Origin of the sequence: Bradyrhizobium sp. ORS 375 (genome assembly GCF_000239775.1) — a bacterium.
Lineage (GTDB): Bacteria > Pseudomonadota > Alphaproteobacteria > Rhizobiales > Xanthobacteraceae > Bradyrhizobium.
This window is the reverse complement of sequence record NZ_CAFI01000167.1, coordinates 1-19724: the sequence shown is the minus strand read 5'-3', so window position 1 is coordinate 19724 and position 19724 is coordinate 1. Positions and strand designations below refer to the sequence as shown.

General features: G+C 66.6%; 18 protein-coding genes. 7 read left to right on the top strand and 11 right to left on the bottom strand.

What is annotated here, in order from left to right:
* Window positions 1-526 (bottom strand): MFS transporter (locus BRAO375_RS14415; RefSeq protein ID WP_035640302.1); only part of this gene is annotated, 526 nt, incomplete at its 3' end.
* 429 nt (window positions 527-955) lie between these two features.
* Here BRAO375_RS14415 and BRAO375_RS14410 point away from each other — a divergent pair.
* The 3 genes from BRAO375_RS14410 to BRAO375_RS14400 are packed head-to-tail and all read left to right on the top strand — an operon-like array spanning window position 956 to window position 3564.
* Window positions 956-1726 (top strand): ABC transporter permease, encoded by a 771-nt coding sequence (locus BRAO375_RS14410; protein WP_035640299.1) that lies wholly within the window; start codon window positions 956-958, stop codon window positions 1724-1726.
* Window positions 1723-2544 carry an ABC transporter ATP-binding protein gene (locus BRAO375_RS14405; RefSeq protein ID WP_009028207.1) on the top strand — a complete coding sequence of 274 codons (822 nt, stop codon included), beginning with the start codon at window positions 1723-1725 and terminating at the stop codon, window positions 2542-2544. Before BRAO375_RS14410 ends, BRAO375_RS14405 begins: the two co-directional genes overlap by 4 nt.
* A 24-nt stretch (window positions 2545-2568) precedes the next feature.
* Window positions 2569-3564: an ABC transporter substrate-binding protein gene (locus BRAO375_RS14400; RefSeq protein WP_009028206.1), complete on the top strand. Its 996-nt coding sequence runs from the start codon at window positions 2569-2571 to the stop codon at window positions 3562-3564.
* A 320-nt stretch (window positions 3565-3884) separates the two neighbouring features.
* Here BRAO375_RS14400 and BRAO375_RS14395 read toward each other — a convergent pair whose 3' ends face one another.
* Complete coding sequence (locus BRAO375_RS14395; protein WP_244423192.1) at window positions 3885-5000, bottom strand: TAXI family TRAP transporter solute-binding subunit; 1116 nt, start codon at window positions 4998-5000, stop codon at window positions 3885-3887.
* A gap of 496 nt (window positions 5001-5496) precedes the next feature.
* On the opposite strand from BRAO375_RS14395, the gene BRAO375_RS14390 reads away from it, so the two are divergent.
* The gene (locus tag BRAO375_RS14390; protein ID WP_009028204.1) at window positions 5497-6507 is read left to right on the top strand and encodes an ABC transporter substrate-binding protein; all 1011 of its coding nucleotides are present in this window, start codon (window positions 5497-5499) and stop codon (window positions 6505-6507) included.
* Window positions 6508-6929: 422 nt separating this feature from the next.
* Window positions 6930-8108 (top strand): SEL1-like repeat protein, encoded by a 1179-nt coding sequence (locus BRAO375_RS14385; RefSeq protein ID WP_009028203.1) that lies wholly within the window; start codon window positions 6930-6932, stop codon window positions 8106-8108.
* A gap of 13 nt (window positions 8109-8121) precedes the next feature.
* Here the strand turns inward: BRAO375_RS14385 and BRAO375_RS14380 are convergent, their stop codons facing one another.
* From BRAO375_RS14380 to soxX, 8 genes are all read right to left on the bottom strand, one after another.
* Complete coding sequence (locus BRAO375_RS14380) at window positions 8122-9738, bottom strand: GMC family oxidoreductase (RefSeq protein ID WP_009028202.1); 1617 nt, start codon at window positions 9736-9738, stop codon at window positions 8122-8124.
* 122 nt (window positions 9739-9860) lie between these two features.
* Complete coding sequence (locus tag BRAO375_RS14375; protein WP_009028201.1) at window positions 9861-10907, bottom strand: MBL fold metallo-hydrolase; 1047 nt, start codon at window positions 10905-10907, stop codon at window positions 9861-9863.
* 102 nt (window positions 10908-11009) lie between these two features.
* A complete protein-coding gene (soxB, locus tag BRAO375_RS14370; RefSeq protein ID WP_009028200.1) occupies window positions 11010-12755 on the bottom strand; it encodes a thiosulfohydrolase SoxB in 1746 nt (581 codons plus the stop codon).
* A 10-nt stretch (window positions 12756-12765) separates the two neighbouring features.
* Window positions 12766-13068, bottom strand: a complete 303-nt coding sequence (locus BRAO375_RS14365; protein WP_035640296.1) for a hypothetical protein — start codon at window positions 13066-13068, stop codon at window positions 12766-12768.
* Between the two features lie 35 nt (window positions 13069-13103).
* Window positions 13104-13949 carry a sulfur oxidation c-type cytochrome SoxA gene (gene soxA, locus BRAO375_RS14360; RefSeq protein WP_009028198.1) on the bottom strand — a complete coding sequence of 282 codons (846 nt, stop codon included), beginning with the start codon at window positions 13947-13949 and terminating at the stop codon, window positions 13104-13106.
* Entirely contained in the window at window positions 13946-14257 is a 312-nt protein-coding gene (gene soxZ, locus BRAO375_RS14355; protein ID WP_009028197.1) for a thiosulfate oxidation carrier complex protein SoxZ, read from the bottom strand. Before soxZ ends, soxA begins: the two co-directional genes overlap by 4 nt.
* Before the next feature lie 17 nt (window positions 14258-14274).
* Window positions 14275-14769, bottom strand: coding sequence for a thiosulfate oxidation carrier protein SoxY (gene soxY / locus BRAO375_RS14350; RefSeq protein ID WP_009028196.1), 495 nt, complete (start codon window positions 14767-14769; stop codon window positions 14275-14277).
* An 18-nt stretch (window positions 14770-14787) separates the two neighbouring features.
* Window positions 14788-15081 (bottom strand): sulfur oxidation c-type cytochrome SoxX, encoded by a 294-nt coding sequence (gene soxX, locus BRAO375_RS14345; protein WP_009028195.1) that lies wholly within the window; start codon window positions 15079-15081, stop codon window positions 14788-14790.
* 248 nt (window positions 15082-15329) lie between these two features.
* Between soxX and BRAO375_RS14340 the strand changes: the two genes are divergently transcribed.
* Window positions 15330-16007 carry a DUF938 domain-containing protein gene (locus BRAO375_RS14340; RefSeq protein WP_009028193.1) on the top strand — a complete coding sequence of 226 codons (678 nt, stop codon included), beginning with the start codon at window positions 15330-15332 and terminating at the stop codon, window positions 16005-16007.
* Window positions 16008-16198: 191 nt separating this feature from the next.
* On the opposite strand, the gene BRAO375_RS14335 is transcribed toward BRAO375_RS14340, so the two are convergent.
* The gene (locus BRAO375_RS14335; RefSeq protein ID WP_009028192.1) at window positions 16199-18265 is read right to left on the bottom strand and encodes a prolyl oligopeptidase family serine peptidase; all 2067 of its coding nucleotides are present in this window, start codon (window positions 18263-18265) and stop codon (window positions 16199-16201) included.
* 191 nt (window positions 18266-18456) lie between these two features.
* Here BRAO375_RS14335 and BRAO375_RS14330 point away from each other — a divergent pair, with 191 nt between their 5' ends.
* Complete coding sequence (locus BRAO375_RS14330) at window positions 18457-19689, top strand: MFS transporter (RefSeq protein ID WP_009028191.1); 1233 nt, start codon at window positions 18457-18459, stop codon at window positions 19687-19689.
* Window positions 19690-19724 lie beyond the last annotated feature (35 nt).

The window sequence follows — 19724 nt, the reverse complement described above, 5'->3', positions numbered from 1 at the left end:
AGCCGCCGACGGTGGTGACCAGCGCCGCCATGACCGCGGGCGCCACCGCGCCGCCGAGATAGCCGGCGAAGGTGTGCACGCCGAAGGCGCGTCCCATCCGGCTCTCTTCCATGTGCGCCGACAGCAGGGCGTAGTCTGACGGGTGATAGACGGCGTTGGCGAGGCCGAGCAGCACGGCCGATACGACGAGGCTCGCATAGCTCAGGTAGACGCCGAGCATCGCCAGCGACAGGCCGCCGAGCGTCAGCCCGAGCAGCAGGATGCGTCGTGCGCCGGCGCGGTCGACGAGATAGCCGACCGGCGCCTGGGTCAGCGCCGAGACCACCGCGAACACCGTGAGCGGAAAGCCGAGCTCGACATAGCCGACGCCGAGCTTCTCCTTCAGGTAGGGGAACAGCATCGGCAGCACCAGCATGTGCAGGTGGCTGACCCAATGCGCCAGCGAGATCAGCGCCAGCGTCCGCAGCGAGGAGGCGGCCCGGACCGGAGCACCGGTGTGTTGCGATGCGGCGAGAACGTCGGCCATGGTCGTCCGTTGGCTCCGGGGCTGAATCTGCAGAGAAGGTCGCGAGGTCCACCCATGGTCGCGCGCGCTCGCGACCCGGCGCGACCAAGCGTCACACTATCGATGATTGTGGTTCACTGTCCATGAACGCGACTGCATGGCACGTGCGCGCATGATGCGTCGATCGCGCGCGAGCGTCGCCGCCGCGATCCGTCCGCGGTTGGGCGGCCCGAGCACGCGAGCCGCGGCGTCGCTGTCTCCAAGCCAGGATTCACCGGCAACATCAACTTGCGCGAGAATTTAAGTGGCTTCGCCATCTGTGTGCCACGCATAGCGGTCACCGTGCAAGCTGGTTTCGATGCAACTTGTATGGTGATTCCGCATGTCCTATGGTCGGAAGCGCGTCGGTCGAGCAGTACGAGTAAATGTGACATTGCGAGTAGATGTGACATGCGCGTGCGTGGTCTGAGAACCTTCGTGCTGCGCCTCGCGCCTTGGCTCTGCGTCCTCCTGCTGTGGTACGCGGTGCGCCTGAGCGGCTTCGTCAACGACGTGCTGGTTCCATCGCCGCAACAGGTCGGCGCGCGCTTCATCGATCTCTTGCTGCATCACGGGCTGCTCTACGACATCTTCGCATCGGCGCGTCGCGTGTTCGCCGGCGTTGCGCTCGGCATCGCGGCCGCGGTGCCGATCGGCTTCCTGATAGGATGGTATCGGCCGGCTCGCAGCTTCGCGGATCCGCTGATCAACTTCTTTCGCGCCCTGCCGCCGATCGCGCTGATTCCGCTGGTCATCGTCTATTTCGGCGTCGACGAGCTCGCCAAGCTGGTGATCCTGTTCTACGCGGCGTTCTTCTCCGGCGTGATCGTGATGTACGAAGGCGTGTCGCAGATCACGCCGCTCTACATCCGTGTCGCCCAGACGCTCGGGGCGAGCGAGCTCGAGACGTTCCTCAAGGTGATCATCCCGCTGACGGTGCCGCACATCCTGACGGCGCTGCGGGTGGCGCTCGGCGTGACATGGGCGACGCTGGTCGCCTCGGAGCTGATTGCCGCGCAGCGCGGGCTCGGCGCGACGATCCAGAACGCCTCGACCTACTTCCTGCTCGACGTCATCTATGTCGGCATCATCTGCATCGGCTGCGTCGCGCTGATCATGGACACCCTGTTGCGCCGGCTCAGCGCCTGGCTGCTGGTGTGGCAGGACCGGGCCGCGGCATGACGAGCAGCCCTGGAGCGCGGCGGGCGCGGTTCGATCATGTGTCGCTCGGCTTCGACACGCCGGGCGGTCGGCTGACGGTCATCGACGATGTCAGCTACGACATCGACGAAGGCGAGTTCGTCGCCGTGATCGGTCCGTCCGGCTGCGGCAAGACCACGATGCTGAACATGCTCGCCGGTTTTCAGGCGCCGACATCCGGACGCGTGCTGTTCGACGGCGTGCCCGTGAGCGGCCCCGGCCCGGAGCGCGGCGTGATCTTCCAGGAGTATGGCGTGTTTCCCTGGCTCACCGTCCGCGACAACATCGCGTTCGGGCTGCGGCTGAAGGCGAACCGGGTGCCGGCCGCCGAGCGTGACGAGATCTGCTCGCATTATCTCGCGCTGATGGGCTTGAGCGAGTTTGCCGACGCCTATCCCAAGCATCTCTCCGGCGGCATGCGCCAGCGGCTTGCGATCGCCCGCGCCTACGCGGTCAGGCCGCGCTTCCTGCTGATGGACGAGCCGTTCGGCGCGCTCGACGCGCAGACCCGCATCCACATGCAGAACCTGCTGCTTCACGTGCTGGCGGCCGAACGCAAATCGGTGATGCTGATCACGCACTCGGTGGAGGAGGCCGTGTTCCTGGCGTCGCGCGTCGTGGTCGTCACCGCGCGCCCGGCCCGCGTCAAGGACATCGTCGAGGTACCCTTCGGCTATCCGCGCACTGAACAGCTGCGCGAGCGGCGCGAATTTGCCGAGCTGCGCGCCCATGTCGGCCGCCTCGTGATGGACGAGTACAAGGCGACGACGCCGGCGCAATCTTTCGTTCCTGCAGACTGAGCAACGACAACAGGGAGGCGTAACATGGATCGGCGACAATTCCTGACTACGGCGGCCGGGGCCGTCATCGGCGGCGCCACGCTGACGGCGCCCGCGATCGCGCAGTCGAAAGCCCGCATCCGCGCCGGCTATCTGCACACGCTCGCCGTCGACGGCCAGATCTGGACCGGCATGGACCGCGGCTCGTTCGCCAAGCATGGCCTCGAGCTGGAGCTGCGCCAGTTCAACACCGGCCTCGAGCTGTTCCAGGCCCTGATCGGCGGCAGCCTCGACGTGCTCGCGACCGGAGCGGTCGTGTCGAACTTCCCGGCGCGCGGTCAGGGCAAGGTGTTCCTGATCAACGACATCGAGGTGGCGACCGCGCAGCTCTGGGTGCGCTCCGATCAGGGGATCGCCTCCTTTGCCGACCTCAAGGGCAAGCGGATCGCGACCACGACCGGCACGACCGCGCATGTCTTCCTCGACAAGGCGTTGCGCGCCAACAAGGTCGATCCCAAGGAGGTCGAGCTGGTGAACCAGACCATGCCGGCGGCGGTCACCGCGTTCATTTCCGGCGCCGTGCCGGCGGTGGCGCTCTGGGTGCCCTTCAACATCACGGTCCGTGACAAGGTGCCGGGCGCGGTGAAGCTCGCCGATGCCTCCGCCTACTACCCGCAGGCGGCGATCATGGGCGGCTGGGCGGCGCGCAACGACTACTACGACGCCAACAAGCCTGCGCTTGCCAATCTGATCAGAGGCTGGGCCGAGGCCAATGACTACATGATCGTGCATAGCGAGGAGGCGCTGGACGCGCTGCAGAAGGGACACTACCCGCAGACGCCGCTGTCCGATCTGAAGGAGCAGTTCGCGGCGCAGAAGATGTTCACCGCGCAGGAATGGAAGGCGAAATATTCCGACGGCACGGTCACGGCCTGGCTGCAGCAGTCGACCGACTTCTTCATGGCCAACGCCGGCGTCAAGGAGTTCACGCCCGCCAGCAGCTATTTCGATTCGAGCCTCTATCTCACCACGCTGGCGTGAGGCTCGCGATTGGTCTTGGAGGAAGAGATGCGGCCCGCCGCCGCGTCTCGTCGAGCGCGGCGCGTGACCGCTGCAGCTGCAGCCTGCTCAAAAGCCGGCCGCAGTGGCTATAGTCCGGCTCAAGGCCGGGACGACGGTGAAGTGTTTGGCGAGACCTTCGCCGCATCCTCGGTGTCGTCCCGGCGAACGCCGGGACCCAAACTCCGTAACGCTGATGATCAGGCATCGCTGGAGCTCCATCTCGCTCCAACTCCCGCCGCGGTGGTCATGGGTCCCGGCTCAGGGCCGGGACGACAGCGGAGTGTTTGACGGGACGTTCATCACTGCCGCTTGCGCTCGTTCTCGGACCATTCGCGAAACTCGCGGAACAGGCGCTGCTTGTCGGCGGCCGTCTCCGGCATCGGCTGGCCCTGGGCCCGCGCTGCCCGGAACTGCTCGAACTGCGCCTGCTGCAGCAGGTCCTGCGCCAGCGGGAAGCGCTGCCATCCCGGCAGGTCCCGGCTGAGATCGACCTCCTGCCATTTCGGATGCCGTGGCGGCTTCTTCAAATCCGGCAGCTTCGCGTACAGCTCCTCGACGAACCGCGCGACGCGGCGATAGCGCTCGCTGGCCGGCGGCCAATTGTTGGTGATGAGAACGGAATCGACCGTGACGGTCGGCACCGCCTGAGCCGAATCGACCAGGCCGGGATAGAGCGCCGGCTCGAGCTGACCCGGCTGATACACGTTCTGCAGGCTGCGGCTGTAGGGCACCTCGAGCAGGTGCAGATTGTCCCGCGCGGAGAGACGCGCCAGGAATCCGGCGGGCTTGCCCGAGAAGGCCACCGTCGCCGCGATCTCGCCCTTCTTGATGGCCTCGATCGCATCGGCCTGGCTGAGATTGACCTCCTGAACCGAGACGCCGAGCAGGCCGAACACGTCGCGTGCGGTGATCTGCGTCGTCGAGCCGGCATCCGAGAAGTTCACCTTCTTGTTGGTCAGCTCCTCGATCGTCCGGATGTTGCGGCTGGCGACAACGTGCATCTCCTCGGAGAACAGCCGGGAAATGTAGACCAGCCGCGTCTCGAGGCTCGCGCCGAGCTCGCCGGTCGATGCGAAGTAGCGCAGCATCTGCGTCGATGTGAGGCCGATGTCGACGCCGCGCAGATAGAGCACGTCACGGATGTTCTGCGCGCCTCCGAGGCCGACGATCGGAAGAAGCCTTAGATTGTTGTCGTTCAGGACGACCGCGAGATCATGGGTGATGTCCAGATAGGTCTCTTCGGGACCTCCGGCCACGATCGCGACCGTGTTGGCATTGAGCTTGGCCTTCCACTGATCCTCGACCCGCAACGGCCGCGCCGGCGGCGCGGCGGGCGCGGCCTGCTCGATGGCCAGCGCGTCGTTGGCACCCAGGCCAGTGAGCACCAGCGCGGCGAGCGCCGTGCAGATCGCCATCAGCAGCATCGGGATACGGCACCGGCCGCGATCGCGGGCCGACCCTGCAGCGGGACCCATCCCAATCCGAGGCATTTTGCGGCTGTGCCTGTGCATCGTCGGCTTCTCCAGGTCGTTTGTCAGCAAGCGTGACAGCGTGGCCCGATCCGCGCATGCGCGAATCCAGCTTGAGTGCAACCAAAGAGCGATTAGTCGAAATTTCGCCGGCGAAGATTTAGCGACATCTTGGCGGTTGTTTGATCGTCGCTACAATCTCAGGGGCATAAAACGCAAAAAATAAAGTTGTGATTGAGGCGGTTGTCATGATGCAGCCATACATACCTGAGTTGTTTGGAGAGATCCGCAGTCGCCGGCGATGCGTTGTCATTCGCGCGCGTGCCCTTCTGCCGGACGCCCAGAGCGAGGCGCCAGCAGGTGGCGTCCTGCAGGGCAACGAGTGGCCGAAGGCAATCGGCCCGCTTTCCAGATGATGACGCGATAGCGATGGGAGGGGATCTTGGATCGGCGCAGATTCGTTGCCGCCAGTTGCGGCTCGCTTGGGTTGACGGCCATCGGGCTATCGCCGCTTGCAACTCCGGCGCTCGCGCAGGCGCGCACGAAGATCAGAATCGGTCATCTGCATACGCTTGCCGTCGACGGCCAGATCTGGCTCGCCGATCATCTCGGCTCCTGGGCGAAGAACGGCCTCGATCCGCAGTTCAGGGAATTCAAGACCGGCATCGAGCTGTTCACGGCGCTGTCGGGCGGCGAGATCGACATGCTGACCACCGGCGCGGTGATCTCGAACTTCCCCGCGCGCGGGCAGGGCAAGATGTTCCTGGCCAACTCGATTGAGTTCGCCACGGCCCAGCTTTGGGTGCGAGAGGATCAGGGCATCCGCCAGTTCGCCGACCTGCGTGGCAAGCGCGTCGCGACCACCGCCGGCACCACCGCGCACGTCTTCCTCGACAATGCGCTGCGCGAAAACCAGTTTCAGCCGACCGACATCGAGCTTGTCAGCAAGCCGATGCCGGAGGCGGTGAATGCGTTCATCAGTGGTGAGGTCCCCGCGGTCGCGTTGTGGGTGCCTTTCAACATCGCGGTGCGCGAGAAGGTGACGTGGGCGAAGAAGCTGCTCGATGCGGGCGCCTATTATCCGAGCGCGGCCGTGGTCGGCGGCTGGGCCGCCAGCGCCGCCTATCATGCCAGCAACCGGCCCGTGCTGGCGCGCGTCATCAAGGCATGGACCGAGGGCAACGACATGCTGATCGCCCGCTCCAACGAGGCGCTCAACGTCTTGCATGAAAAATACTACACACAGGTGCCGGATCGCGACATGCGCGAGCAGTTCGGCGCGATGCGCGTGTTTCCCACCGCCGTCTGGCGGCGCCTGTACGGCAACGGCGCGATCACCGACTGGCTGCAGCAGGTCTCGAACTTCTACGCCCGCATCGGCAAGATCGAAAGACCCGTTCCGGCGGTCGATTACTTCGATCCCAGCCTGTTCCTTTCGGTCATCAAGGCGTGATGCTGGCGCCTGGGGGGCACATCGACATGCAATCTCCGCGCGATCGCGCAGCGAGGCTTATTTCAGGCGATTTCCTTGGATTGACAAATCCGCTCTCACTTTCTGCCACATTTTTGATTAGCCTATGCTATCTTAGCGTGTCTTGTCGCGGTGGGCCGGACTGGACGATTCGGGTGGGGACTCGTGATGTCTGAGCAGGGCCATGGGCCGGCCTCCTGTGAGGCGGTCGATGTATTCGCGCGCCCATGTCGACCGGTCCGGAGGACTCACGTTGTCCGGCGCAAATGCCGGACGTGGCGATCAAACCTTTAGAGTTCAATCGAGATGTCGGAAGGCAGCCGTGACGGTTGCTGACGATCCGAGTCGCTCGACTCGTTCCTGTCTCGGCAGGCAGACGGCATCGAGCGGGAAGGGGGAATGGCGTGATTGAGCAGGACGACGAGAAGTCCCCCAACAGCTTGCGCTACTACGCCCCGCGACGTCCGCGCGAGGCCGACGGTCAGGATGAAGCGCGCTCGGACTCTCCGGCGCCGTCGGCCAGCGAGCCCGCCAACCGGCTTGCCTTGGCCGCCGATCATGCCGACGCGCGAGCCCGGCGCGACATGTTCAGCGAGGCGGTGGCACGGGCGGAGCGGCAGCGGCTCGATCCGGAATTCGTCGCTGCGCGGTCCTTCGCCGAGCCCCGCCGCAGATCCCGTATGGGACTCAAGGTCGCGCTGGTCGCGATCGCGGTCGGCTCTGCCGGCATCGCCTATGTCGTCACGTCGCCGATGTCGGCCGCGAAGCTCCGAAGCGCTGCGGCATGGTCGGTCTTCCGGGCGGGTTATTTGACCGGGACGCCGGCAGCCTCAGCCCCCACCTTGATCGTCAGCGGCAATAATGGGCCGCTCAATGCGCAGCTCGGGCTCGGCGTCACCATCGAGCATCCGGCCGTCGGCATGGTCGTGATCGTCGGCAAGCTGCCGTTGGGCACAAGGATCACGGTGGGCCGGCGACTCGGTGCCGAGGAGTGGCGGGTGCCGGCGCTGGACATCGCCGATGCCGTCATCGTGCCGCCGACGGACTTCGCGGGCGAGATGAATCTTTCACTCGAGCTGCATGATGCGGATGGAGCGACGCTGGTGAGGTCGTTCGTTCACCTGACCTGGACCGCTCCGCCCAGCCCTGTCGTCGTCACCGGCTCGACGGCTGCGGAGACCAAGGTCTCCGCAGCCCAGGAGCCTCCGCCGGTGGCTGCGCCGACAGCCGTTCCGATACCGGCAAATCCTCTGGCGACTCCGCAGCCGGCTGCGCCCGATCCCGTTCTGGCGTGGACGCCGAATGAGGTGGCGGCCTTCGTGCGGCGCGCCCAGGAATTGCTGGCGAGCGGCGAGGTTCAGGCGGCGCGGCTGCAGCTGCTGCGTGCCGCAGAGGCGCGCGATTCACGGGCCGCGCTCCTCCTCGCCAAGACCTATGATCCGGTCTCGCTGAAGCAGTTCGGTGTGTCCGATGCCGGAACGGATCTCGCGCAGGCGCGCACCTGGTACCAGCGCGCTCGCGAATGGGGATCGCCCGAGGCGCAGCGACAGCTCGATGCGCTGGCGAGCTATCCGCGGCGCTGACCACGGCGCGGGCTCAGCGCGCGTCCGCCGGCGGCTCTCCGCTGACGAGCGCCGCGCCGCGCTCGCCGATCATCAGGCTGGTCGCATTGGTATTCGCCGAGGTGATCTGCGGCATCACCGAAGCGTCGATGACGCGCAGCCGGTCCACGCCGCGAACGCGCAACGCCGGATCGAGCACCGCGCGATCGTCGCCGCCCATGCGGCAGGTGCCGACCGGATGAAACACCGTTCCTCCGGTCGTGCGCGCGAACTCCCACAGGTCGGACGTGCTCGCCGCCGCTTCGCCGGGCACGACCTCGATGTCCCACAGCGAGCGGAATGACGGCTGCTGGAAGATGTCGCGCAGGATCTGGAGGCCGGCGACGATCGTCTTGCGGTCGATCTGCTCGGCGAAATAGTTCGGCGTGATCGTGGGCTGCTCGAGCGGATCGGTCGAGCGGATGGTCACCCGCCCGCGCGCCCGCGGATGACATTGCCAGACCGACGCCGTGAAACCGGAATAGTCGTGCAGCGGTGTTCCCGGCTTGTCGACCGAAAGCGGCATGACGTTGAACTGCACATCCGGGCGCCCGCCGCTTGCCAGGTGGGTACAGGCCGCGCCGCCGACCTGGCCGGCCCCGGCGGTCAGCGGACCGCTGCCGGCGAACAGCCATTGCAGCCCCATCTTGGCGAGCTGATAGGGACTGCGAACCTGATCGTTCACGGAGATCGGCTGCCTCAGGCGCACGATCATGCGCGCCTGATAGTGATCCTGCAGGTTCTGCCCGACCTCCGGCGCATCGACGACGACGGGAATGCCGAGCGGCCGCAGCAGATCAGCCGGACCGATCCCCGACAGCTGCAACAGCTGCGGCGATTGCAGCGCGCCGGCCGCGAGCAGAACCTCGCGATCGGCTGTGGCGGAGACCGCCGCGCCGTCCTCGATCCACTCCACGCCGGACGCGGAGTGTCCATGGAACGTCACCCGGCTGACCTGGACGCCGGTGACGACGGTCAGGTTGGCACGCTCCATGACGGGGTGGAGGAAGGCGGTCGCCGCGCTGGAGCGCCAGTGGTGGCCGATGCCGAGCTGATAGCTGCCGACGCCCAGCGTCGTCGGCCCGTTGAAGTCGAGATTGCGCGGCAGCCCGAACTCGGCGGCCGCATCGACCCAGGCTCTCGAAGCGGGATTGCCGGTGCGAAGCTCTGACACCGCGAACTCACCGAGACCGCCGTGATACTGACTGTCTCCGCCTTGATAGCGTTCGTAGCGCCGGAAATACGGCAGCAGGTCGTTGTAGCTCCACCCGCGAGCGCCGGCGCGCTCCCAATCATCGAAGCCGGCCGGCTCGCCGCGAATGAAGATCAAGCCGTTGATCGAGGACGAGCCGCCGAGCACGCGGCCGCGAGGCCAGACGATCGCGCGACCCGCCGTCAGCTCGCTCGGCTCGGTCTCGAACAGGCGGGCGAAGCGCTTGTCGTAGATCGCCCTGTAATAGCCGATCGGAATCCTGAGCCAGAAATGCCGGTCGGACCCGCCGGCTTCCAGCAGCAGCACGCGACAGGCGGGGTCCGCCGACAATCTGTTGGCGAGCACGCATCCCGCCGAGCCTGCGCCGACAATGATGTAGTCATACCCGCGCGCAGCCATGGACCTGTCCCCCGGGAACGCGATGAAGCCGGGCGGCGGCGCATCGCCAAGATCACCCGAACCGCATCTTGATGCCGGCGACAGTCGGCGTCCATCACGGCGGGGTCATGGCGCGGCGTGTTTCACGGCTCGCCTGCAACCGTCGGTCCGCCCGCCTTCTTCCACGCATCGAGTCCGCCCTCGAGATGCGCGGTGTTGACCAGTCCCGCATCCTGCGCGGTCTGAACCGCCATGGCCGAGCGCTCGCCATAGGCGCAGAAGAACACGATGCGGCGGCCGGTGGCGGCGGCCACCTCGCGCAGCATGCCGCCGGGCTTGAGGTTGTCGGCGATCCCAGGGTAGGGCGCGTGCAGCGCGCCGGACAGCGTGCCGTGCTTGGCGCGCTCGGACGCCTCGCGCAGATCGACCAGCAGCACATCCGGCCGGCCCAGGCATTCGATGGCCTCGCGGGCGGACAGGGCCAGGCCCTGCTTCGCCAGCTCCTGCTGATGCAGGCCGACGCGCATGTTGGCGGGCACGGCGACGTCCATCATCTTCGGATTGGGCAGCTTCAGATTGGCCATCAGCGTGACGTAGTCGTCGACGGACTTGACCTGGAGGCGCGGATTGTAGCGGCGCTCCTCGCCGATCGTTGAGACGGTGTCGCCCTTGTAGTCGTGCGCAGGGTAGACCAGCGTGTCGTCGGGCAGTCGCAGCAATTTGTTGAAGATCGATTCGTATTGCTGCCGCGCGTCGCCATTCTGGAAGTCGGTGCGGCCGGTGCCGCGGATCAAGAGCGTATCGCCGGTGAAGACGCGATCGTTCATCAGGAAGCTGTAGGAGTCGTCCGTGTGCCCCGGCGTATACATCACGTCGAGGCGGAGGCCCTCGATGGTGATCTTGTCGCCTTCGCCGACGCGCATCGCGACGACGTCCGCCTTGGTCTGCTCACCCATGATCGTGACGCAGTGTGTGCGGTCGCGCAGCGCGCCCAATCCGGTGACGTGGTCGGCATGCAAATGGGTGTCGACGGCCTTGACCAGGCGCAGATCGAGCTCGCGCAGCAGTTGGCAGTAGCGGTCGACCTTCTCCAGCACGGGATCGATGATGACAGCCTCGCCGCCGGCGCGGCTCGCAAGAATATAGCTGTAGGTGCCGGAGACGCTGTCGAACAACTGGCGGAAGATCATCGGCGCTTCCTCGCGATTCGGATTGACGCCGGTTTAGACCATGGTCGGCGCGAGGTCATCCATGCGACGCGGGAGCCGCATCATTGCGGCGCATTATGCTGTTCAGGATTGCGACGCGAACCCGGGATTGCCGTCGACGCCCGACAGCGTGACCTTGTTGGTTCCCACCAGCACCAGCTGGCCGTCGCGCAGATGAGTGGCGACGACGTCCCACACCGGCTTGCCGTCCTGCGCGTTCATCGACGCCCAGCCGGCGACCTTGTAGGTCTTGTGTGCATCCATTGGACGGCCGGTATCAAGCGTGAGATCAGAGATGCGGCGGCCGATCGGCTCCGACGGCGCGCAGCGGTAGGAGAAGCCACCAATGCGCACCATGTCGCCGCCCTGCTGCAGGTAGGGATCGGCGTTGAAGAGATTGTCGCAGACGTCTTCCAGCACGTCCTTGATCTGCGCGCCGGTCATTCGCTGCACGTACGTCTCGGGATAGCTGATCGCGGTCTGCGCCAGCACGTCCTCGAGCATGATCGATTGGTTGGCAAGCACGCTGGGCCCCCAGCGGAACCCCGGCGACAGCGCGATCTCCGCATCGAGCTCGCGGCGCAGCGCGGCGCAGATCAGGTCGTCGGTGGCGCCTTCGAAATTGCCGCGGCGATACAGCAGCCGGTCCGAGGTCGCGAGCTTTTCGCTCCAGGCCGCGACCTGGGGCTGCTGCGTCTGGTCGATCAGCGCCTGCATCGCAGGATCCGGCTTCAGGAGCTCGGAATAGACCGGCAGCAGCCGGTAGCGCGCATCGGCGATGCGGCCCTTGCCGACGTCGAGATCGAGCACGCCGAGGAATTTTCCGTTGGAGCCGGCATTGGTGACCAGCGTCGCGCCCTTGGCGTTGCTGACCGCGACCGGCTGCGGGATCGCATCATGGGTGTGGCCACCCAGGATGACATCGATGCCGGTGACGCGGCTCGCCAGCTTGAGATCGACATCCATGCCGTTGTGAGACAGCAGGATGACGGCATCGACCTTGTCGGCGCCCCGCAGTGCGTCGACCAGCTTCTGCAGCTCCTCCTCGCGGATGCCGAACGTCCAGTCCGGCGTGAAGCGGCGCGGATGCGCGATCGGCACGTAAGGGAAGGCCTGGCCGATCACGGCGATTCGTGCGCCGCCGATCTCCTTGATCGTGGCCGGCTTGAACACGCGGCCCGAGCCGGGATCGAACGCCTTGGCGTCGTTGAACGCGGCTTCCTCGGTCAGGAATACGTTCTGCGCCAGGAACTCGCCCTTGAAACGCGCGAGGTTGGCGCGCAGCGCCGCCTCGCCATAGGTGAACTCCCAATGCCCGGTCATGGCATCGATGCCGAGCAGGTTGGCTGCGCTCACCATGTCGGCGCCGCGCATCGCGTTGGCGAGCCCGGTGCCCTGCCACAGATCGCCGCCATCGAGCAGAAGCGAGCGATGATCGCCGGCGTCCGCGCGCAGCTTGTCGATCAGGGTCTTCAGATGGGCGAAGCCGCCCATCTTGCCGAAGCGGCCGGCATATTTCTCGAAGTCGAAGGAGGTGAACGCATAGGCCTCGGCGCTGTCAGGGCGGATGCCGTAGCGGTCGAGAAACGCGCGCTCGACCAGATGCGGCGGCTTTCCCCACATCTCGCCGATGCCGAGATTGACGCTCGGCTCGCGGAAGAAGACCGGCCGCAGCTGCGCATGCGTATCCGTGATGTGCAGGATCCGCGCATTGCCGAACTTCTCGACGTCGTAGAGGCTGACGGTGTCGGCGGCGTCAGCATGGCGCAGCAGCGCCGGCGCGGCGAGCACGGCGCCTGATAATTTGAGAAAATCCCGGCGCCGAATCATGACACGCGTCCTACCGGATCTCCATGTCCTTCCAGCGCTGTTTCTCGCTGGTGGCCTGGACGATCGAAGCCTTGGCGAGCGCCTCGGCATCCTGCGCCGACTTCAGTGCGGAATCGAAATTGCCGGACTCCGCTGCCTTCTTCGCAGCGTTCAGGGCGGCTTGTGTCACGGTCCATTGGTTGCGCAGACGTCCGGCTTCCTTGTTGGCGCTCTCGGCCGCCGCGAGCGCCGTGAGGTAGTCGGCTTCCGACGCGGCCCGCGCGGAGCCGGCGCAGACCGCCGACACCATCAAGGCGAACACGATCTTTTTCATGACGTTTGTTGTTGCGATGCCTCTGGAAAAATTCCTCATGGCCGCGCTCCCGGTCCTGAAACCGGCAGGCCGTTCGACACGTAGGACAGATAGTATTCGAGGTTGCGGTATTCGTCCGACTGCGGCTCCAGCGGCACGGCGCGCGTCTGGCTGTTGCAGGTGACGATACGGCGGCTCGTTGTGCCCATGCCGCTCCATTCGGAGCGGTAGATCGGCATCGCGTTGAGGATGCCGAGCGCCGGGGCCAGGATCTCGGCGCGGATGCGCTCGCCCGGGCTCTGCACGTGGCAGCTCGCGCAGGAGAAGTTCAGCTGGCCGCGGCGGGTGTAGAAGTACTCCTTGCCTTTCTCGAAGGCGTCCAGCGCGCGCGGATCGTCGGGGATCTTGATATCGAAGCGCTTGCCGCGCGAGGTGTAGGCCATATACGCGGTCAGCGAGGCCATCTCGTCCTTGACGTAGGAGTACGGTGCTTCGCCATTGGCCTCGCGGCAGCGGTTCAGCGCCAGCTCCAGGGTGATGACCTTGCCTTCCTTGTCGTCGAAATACGGATAGTTCTGGCGGATGCCGATGCCGCCGTTCGGGAAGCAGTCGGCATAGGTCTTGCCGTTCTTGAACGGCTTGGCGAACATCTCCTTGCCGGCCTCGAGCGCGAACTCGTAGGGCGGAAACTGCTCCTTCTCCTCCCATTGCCGGCGCATGTCGGCGTTCATCGAATAGGGGCCGTTGACGAAGTCGTCGAACGCCACCTTCGGGAACTTCTTGACGAAGTAGTCCTGGAACGCCTTGGCGTCGGCGGCCGGATCGGGCTTGTCGGCCGCGATGGCCGCTGCGCCGAGTCCAAGCGTCGCCGCGACAGCGAGGAGGACGCGCATCGCGCTCATTGGATCGTCGCCGTCAGGCTGTCGGTCGCGCCCTTGTTGTCGACCCAGCTCACCTTGAGCTCGTCGCCCTTGGCCGCGCCCTTGAAGCCGAACTTGACGTAGGGGTCCTTGGAGACCGCGGTGCCCCAGTCGGCCAGGAACACGGTCTTGTCCTTGTGCGTGAAGGTGAGCTGCTGGATGTAGTGCGCCGGGATCACCTCGCCCTTGGCGTCCTTGACCAGGCCCGTATCCATCGGGTGCTGGATCAGGGTCTGCACCTCGGCGATCTCGCCGTTCAGGATTGCGCGGACGCGAATGCTCGCTGCCATGTTCGTTCTCCCTCGGCCTAGCCGCCGCAGCCGCCAACGGTGACCTTGACCTCCTTGGTCGCGCTGTAGAGCTTGCCGCCGGATTCGACGAGCGCGATCACGTTGGAGGTCTTGGCCATCTTCAGCCGGTTCGCCACCGCCGGCACCGTGCCTTCGGGGATCCTGTAGGACGCGGCCAGCGCGAACGGGTTCTCGCTGACGATGAAGGAGATGGAGGTGACGTTCGGCAGCGTCGTCGTCACCGCAATCGGCACCACGCCGCCGTTCTCGGCGATCTCAGGCGCGTCCAGCTTGATCTTGTCGGAGGCCTCGTGGTCGCGGCCGTACAGCGCCTTGATCGCATCGCCGGCGTTCTTCTGCCTGAAGGCGTCGTCGGGATATTTGTTGTCGTTGGTTGCGGCGAACACGGGCGCCGCATGCAGCACGGCGTTGCCGAGGCCGATCAGCGCGACGAGGCCCGCGCCTTTCAGGAACAGGCGACGATGGGCCAACGGGCCGGACGAGGCAGTCATGGGGGTCTCCAAACGGAATCAGAGGGTCTGCAGGAAATCGACGATGGCGCTGATTTCCTGCTCGGTCAGGATGCGGTTGCGGCCGAACGGCGGCATCACCGTCGAGGGATTGCGGACCGTCTCGTCGTTGAGGATCGCGGTCAGCTCGGCGCGGTCATACCGGCCTTTGAGGTTCTCCAGCTTCGGCCCGATCGAGCCGGGCAGGTCGCCGCCCTTGATCTCGTGGCAGGTCAGGCAATTGCCCTTGCCGCGGTCGAAGGCGAGCTTCTGGCCCTCGGCGGCGCCCGACTGGGCGTGGGCGGCTGCGGACATGGCAAGCGAAGACATGGCAAGCGAAGACATGGCGAGCGACGACATGACAAGCAAAGGCATGGCGAGCGAGAGCCCCAGCGCCAGGGCGGTACGCATGACGGATGTGATCAAGGTGAAGTTCCGACGTCTCGGTGGTCTCGGCAATATAGGGGCTGCAAAGCATAAAGGCCATCGGCTGACAATGCGGCTATGCTGGCCGGTGCAACGGGGTTAACGAGGGCCGTTCATCGGCGGCCGGGAGAGTTGGAATGGCGGAGTATGTCGTGGAGTTCGGCCGGGATGGCCGGCCGGTGGAACCGGACGGGCGGCTGGATGCGGCTGCGTTCCACCGCAACCACCAGCCGATCTGGACGGTACTGGGGCGGCTGCTCGAGGGCAGGACGGGCGACGTGCTCGAGGCCGGCAGCGGCACCGGCCAGCATGTGGTGCATTTCGCCTCGCAGCGTCCGGACCTCGTATGGTGGCCGAGCGACCTCAACGACAACCATCTCGCCAGCATCGCGGCGTGGCGCAAGCACGCCGGTCTCGCCAACATCCGCGACGCCCAGCGCATCGACCTGGCGGATCCCGGTTGGGTCGCTGCGTTCCGGGCGGCCGGCGGGCCGTCGCGGCTGACCGCGATCTTCTGCGCCAACGTGATCCACATCGCGCCGTGGTCGGTGGCGGAGGGGTTGTTCGCGGGCGCAGGCGAGGTGCTCTCGCCGGACGGCCTGCTCGTGCTCTACGGCCCGTTCAAGCGCGACGGCAAGCACACCGCCGTCAGCAACGCCGTGTTCGACACGTCCTTGCGCGAGGGCAATCCGGAATGGGGCGTGCGCGATATCACCGATCTCGACGCACTTGCCGCGCGCAACGGCCTCGCCTTGCACGAGACGGTGGAGATGCCGGCCAACAACATGATCCTGGTGTTTGCGCCGGGTTCGTGAGTTGCCGACAGCGCGTCTCCACTCTCCGCGGTCGTCCCGGCCAACGCCGGGACCCATACCGCGAAAGCTATCGAGGGACGAAGCTGATAGTTGCCTGCCTCACGATGGCTTGTGGCTATGGGTCCCGGCTCAAGGCCGGGACGACAGCGGTGGGTGGGGCCGGCAGCGCGGTCTGCAACGAAGGGTAGACGCTACCCCATCGCCAGCCCCACATGCCGCGCCAGAAACCGCACGCCGAGGGTGATGAAGCTGGCGCGCTCACGGTTGTCGGTGCCGTAGCCATGGCCGCCGGCGGCGGGCTCGTAGAAGTAGCTGTCGTAGCCCATGGTCTGCAGCTTCGCGGTCATCTTGCGCGCATGCCCCGGATGCACGCGGTCGTCGCGCCGCGTGGTGGCGATCAGGATCGGCGGATAGGGCTGGCCGGGCTTCGCGGTGTGATAGGCCGAATAGGTCGAGAGCCAGCCCCAATCCTCGTCCTTGTCGGGATCACCGTACTCCGCGATCCAGCTCGCGCCGGCGAGCAGCCTGGTGTAGCGGCGCATGTCGATCAGCGGGATGGTGCAGAACAGCGCGCCGAAGCGCTCGGGATAGCGCACCAGCATGTTGGTGATCAGGATGCCGCCATTGGAGCCGCCTTGCGCGGCGATCCGCTTCGGCACCGTGACGCCGCGCTGCACGAGATCGGCGGCGACGGCCGCGAAATCATCATGCGCGAGCCGCTTGCCGGCGTAGCGGCCGGCGTCGTGCCAGGCGGTGCCGAACTCGCCGCCGCCGCGGATGTTGGCCTCGACGAGGCTGCCGCCGCGCTCCAGCCACAGCTTGCCGAGCGCGGCATTGTAGGCCGGACGGATGGTGTGGCCGAAGCCGCCATAGGCGCTCATGTACACCGGCGCCTCGCCGGTGAGATTGGCCGGTCCGGTCAGTGTATAGGGGATACGTTCGCCGTCGACCGAGATCGCCTCGTGCCGCGTCACGACGTGACCCTCGGCAGTGAAGGTGCGCGGCGCCTGCTTCAGCACGGCCGGCGCGCCAAAGCCTTCGATGAGTTGCAGCGTCGGTGGCGTCAGCGGATCCTGGATGTTGGCGAGCAGGTCGCCATCGCTCTCCCTCTCCTCGATGTCGAGCCGCCAGACATCGACCGTCGCAATCTCCGGCAATCCCGGGAGCTGCTGACGGCGCCAGCTCTCCGCCGCCGGCGTCCACAGCTCGAACTGCGGCTTGAGCTCGTCGAGGATCGACAGCACCAGCCGACCGCCGGCCCAAGACAGGCCCTGCAGAGCGCGGCGCGGACTCGGCGCGAACAGGCGAACGAAATCGCGCGAGCCCGCCAGGAACGCGGACAGCGAGATGCCGAGGACGTCATCGGCAGCATGGGTGACCTCGCCGACGGTCCAAGGCTGGCGCAGCTTCACCGCCATCCAGTCGCCATCTGCCGTCATCCAGCAATCGGTGGGCAGGTCCAGCTTCGTGCGCGCCGCGTTGGCGTCGCCGAGCCAGAGATGATGGTTGAAGAAGTCGAGCCCCTCGGTGAACCACACCCGCGCCGGCGTCACGCTGCGATCGACACCGGCGCGCACCCACACCGACTGCTCGTTCTCGGCGGTGAAGATCACAGCCGCCGCGTCGACGGACTCGGCGCGCCGCCACAGCCGCACCGCGCGCGCATAGCCCGAGGGTGTCGCCATGTCCTCGCCGTAAGCGCTCGACAGCAGCAGCGTGTCGGCATCGACCCAGTCGACGCCGCCCTTGGCCTCGGTCAGCGTGAAGCCGCCGTCGACAAAGCGCTTCGTCGTGAGATCGAACTCGCGCAGCACCACCGCGTCGCTGCCGCCGCGCGACAGCGCCAGGATCGCGCGCTCATGGGCCGGCGGCAGAGTCGAGACCCAGTTCAGCGCCCAGTCCTCGTCCTCATCAGCGGCAAGCCGGTCGATGTCGAGCAGCACCTCCCATCGCGGCTCCGTCTTGCGGAACTCGTCCAGCGTCGTGCGCCGCCACAACCCGCGCGGATGCGCCGCGTCCTTCCATTGATTGTAGAGCAGCCCGCCGCGGCGGCTGACGAACGGGATGTTGTCGGGCCGGTCGAAAATCGCGGCCAGCGTGTCGCGATCCCTTTCGAAGCCGGCGCCGCCGAACGCCGCCAGCGTGCGCTGGTTTTGCGCCGCGACAAAGGCCAGTGCGCGCTCGCCCTCGATCTCCTCAAGCCACAGATACGGATCGTCATCCGGCGCGGCAAGTGTCGGACGATCGTCGATTGACATGGCTCAAGCTCCGCAGCCGCCGTTGACGCGAGAATACCGCAGGCTGGATTAGCCGGGCCGGCCGGAGCTGTCGAATCACAGCCATGCATGGCTTGTCCCTGATCCCGCCCGTTGCCTCGGGCGCGCCCTTCCCGCAATAGTGCGGCACACCGAGAGAGCAGGAGCGCGTGCCGCGCGTCCGGACACCCGAGATGATCGATCTGACCGTGAGCGAAGATACCTCCGATGATGCCCGCGCCCGCCGCAACGTGGCGCGGCTCGCCGCCGCGCAGGCGCTGACCGGCGCCAATTCGGCCGTGATCTTCGCCACCGGCGCGATTGTCGGCGTCACCATCGCGCCGAGCATCGGGCTCGCGACCGTGCCGATCTCGATGTACGTGGTCGGCCTCGCCGCCGGCACGCTGCCGACCGGCGCCATCTCGCGCCGTTACGGCCGCCGCGCCGCGTTCCTGATCGGCACCGGCTGCGGCGCCGTCACCGGCGTGCTCGGCTGCCTCGCGATCCTGCGCGGCTCCTTCGCGCTGTTCTGTCTGGCCACCTTCCTCGGCGGCCTCTATGGCGCCGTCGCACAATCCTACCGCTTCGCCGCCGCCGACGGCGCCAGTGCCGCGTTCCGTCCCAAGGCGGTGTCCTGGGTGATGGCGGGAGGCATTTTCGCCGGCCTGCTCGGTCCGCAGCTCGTGCAATGGACCATGGACGTCTGGCAGCCTTATCTGTTCGCGTTCAGCTATCTGATCCAGGCGGCGGTGGCGCTGATCGCGATGGGCATCGTCGCTGGCGTCGATCTGCCGAAGCCCGCGGCGGCCGACCTGCATGGCGGCCGGCCGCTGTTCGAGATCGTGCGCCAGCCGCGCTTCATCGCGGCGGCGCTGTGCGGCACCATCGCCTATCCGGTGATGAACCTGGTGATGACCTCGGCGCCGCTGGCGATGCAGATGTGCGGGCTCACGGTGTCGGATTCCAATTTCGGCCTGCAATGGCACATCGTCGCGATGTACGGCCCGAGCTTCTTCACCGGCTCGCTGATCGCCCGCTTCGGCGCGCCCGTCATCGTCGCGCTCGGGCTGGCGCTTGAGGCGGTTGCCGCGATCATCGGGCTGTCGGGCCTCACCGCGATGCACTTCTGGGCCACCCTCGTGGCCCTCGGCGTCGGCTGGAATTTCGGCTTCGTCGGCGCCTCCGCGCTGGTGCTGGAGACGCATACCTCCGCCGAGCGCAACAAGGTGCAGGCCTTCAACGATTTCCTGATCTTCGGCCTGATGGCGCTGGGCTCGTTCTCGTCCGGGCAACTGCTCGCGCATTTCGGCTGGTCGGCGGTGAACATGGTGGTGTTCCCGCCGGTGCTGCTGGGCCTGTGCGTGCTGGCGCTGGTGTGGTCGTCGCGGCGGCGGGTGGCGGCGGCGGATGTGGCGGAGCGCGGCTAGAAGCCACGCGCTCGGTGCGCTCCCCTCCCCCTTGC

What these genes read in the sequence shown, in the direction of transcription:
- BRAO375_RS14410 (WP_035640299.1), top strand. Translation starts at nt 956, where the DNA reads ATGCGCGTGCGTGGTCTGAGAACCTTCGTGCTGCGCCTCGCGCCTTGG.
- BRAO375_RS14405 (WP_009028207.1), top strand. Translation starts at nt 1,723, where the DNA reads ATGACGAGCAGCCCTGGAGCGCGGCGGGCGCGGTTCGATCATGTGTCG.
- BRAO375_RS14400 (WP_009028206.1), top strand. Translation starts at nt 2,569, where the DNA reads ATGGATCGGCGACAATTCCTGACTACGGCGGCCGGGGCCGTCATCGGC.
- BRAO375_RS14395 (WP_244423192.1), bottom strand. Translation starts at nt 5,000, where the DNA reads ATGGCGATCTGCACGGCGCTCGCCGCGCTGGTGCTCACTGGCCTGGGT.
- BRAO375_RS14380 (WP_009028202.1), bottom strand. Translation starts at nt 9,738, where the DNA reads ATGGCTGCGCGCGGGTATGACTACATCATTGTCGGCGCAGGCTCGGCG.
- BRAO375_RS14375 (WP_009028201.1), bottom strand. Translation starts at nt 10,907, where the DNA reads ATGATCTTCCGCCAGTTGTTCGACAGCGTCTCCGGCACCTACAGCTAT.
- soxB (WP_009028200.1), bottom strand. Translation starts at nt 12,755, where the DNA reads ATGATTCGGCGCCGGGATTTTCTCAAATTATCAGGCGCCGTGCTCGCC.
- BRAO375_RS14365 (WP_035640296.1), bottom strand. Translation starts at nt 13,068, where the DNA reads ATGAAAAAGATCGTGTTCGCCTTGATGGTGTCGGCGGTCTGCGCCGGC.
- soxA (WP_009028198.1), bottom strand. Translation starts at nt 13,949, where the DNA reads ATGAGCGCGATGCGCGTCCTCCTCGCTGTCGCGGCGACGCTTGGACTC.
- soxZ (WP_009028197.1), bottom strand. Translation starts at nt 14,257, where the DNA reads ATGGCAGCGAGCATTCGCGTCCGCGCAATCCTGAACGGCGAGATCGCC.
- soxY (WP_009028196.1), bottom strand. Translation starts at nt 14,769, where the DNA reads ATGACTGCCTCGTCCGGCCCGTTGGCCCATCGTCGCCTGTTCCTGAAA.
- soxX (WP_009028195.1), bottom strand. Translation starts at nt 15,081, where the DNA reads ATGTCCGCAGCCGCCCACGCCCAGTCGGGCGCCGCCGAGGGCCAGAAG.
- BRAO375_RS14340 (WP_009028193.1), top strand. Translation starts at nt 15,330, where the DNA reads ATGGCGGAGTATGTCGTGGAGTTCGGCCGGGATGGCCGGCCGGTGGAA.
- BRAO375_RS14335 (WP_009028192.1), bottom strand. Translation starts at nt 18,265, where the DNA reads ATGTCAATCGACGATCGTCCGACACTTGCCGCGCCGGATGACGATCCG.
- BRAO375_RS14330 (WP_009028191.1), top strand. Translation starts at nt 18,457, where the DNA reads ATGATCGATCTGACCGTGAGCGAAGATACCTCCGATGATGCCCGCGCC.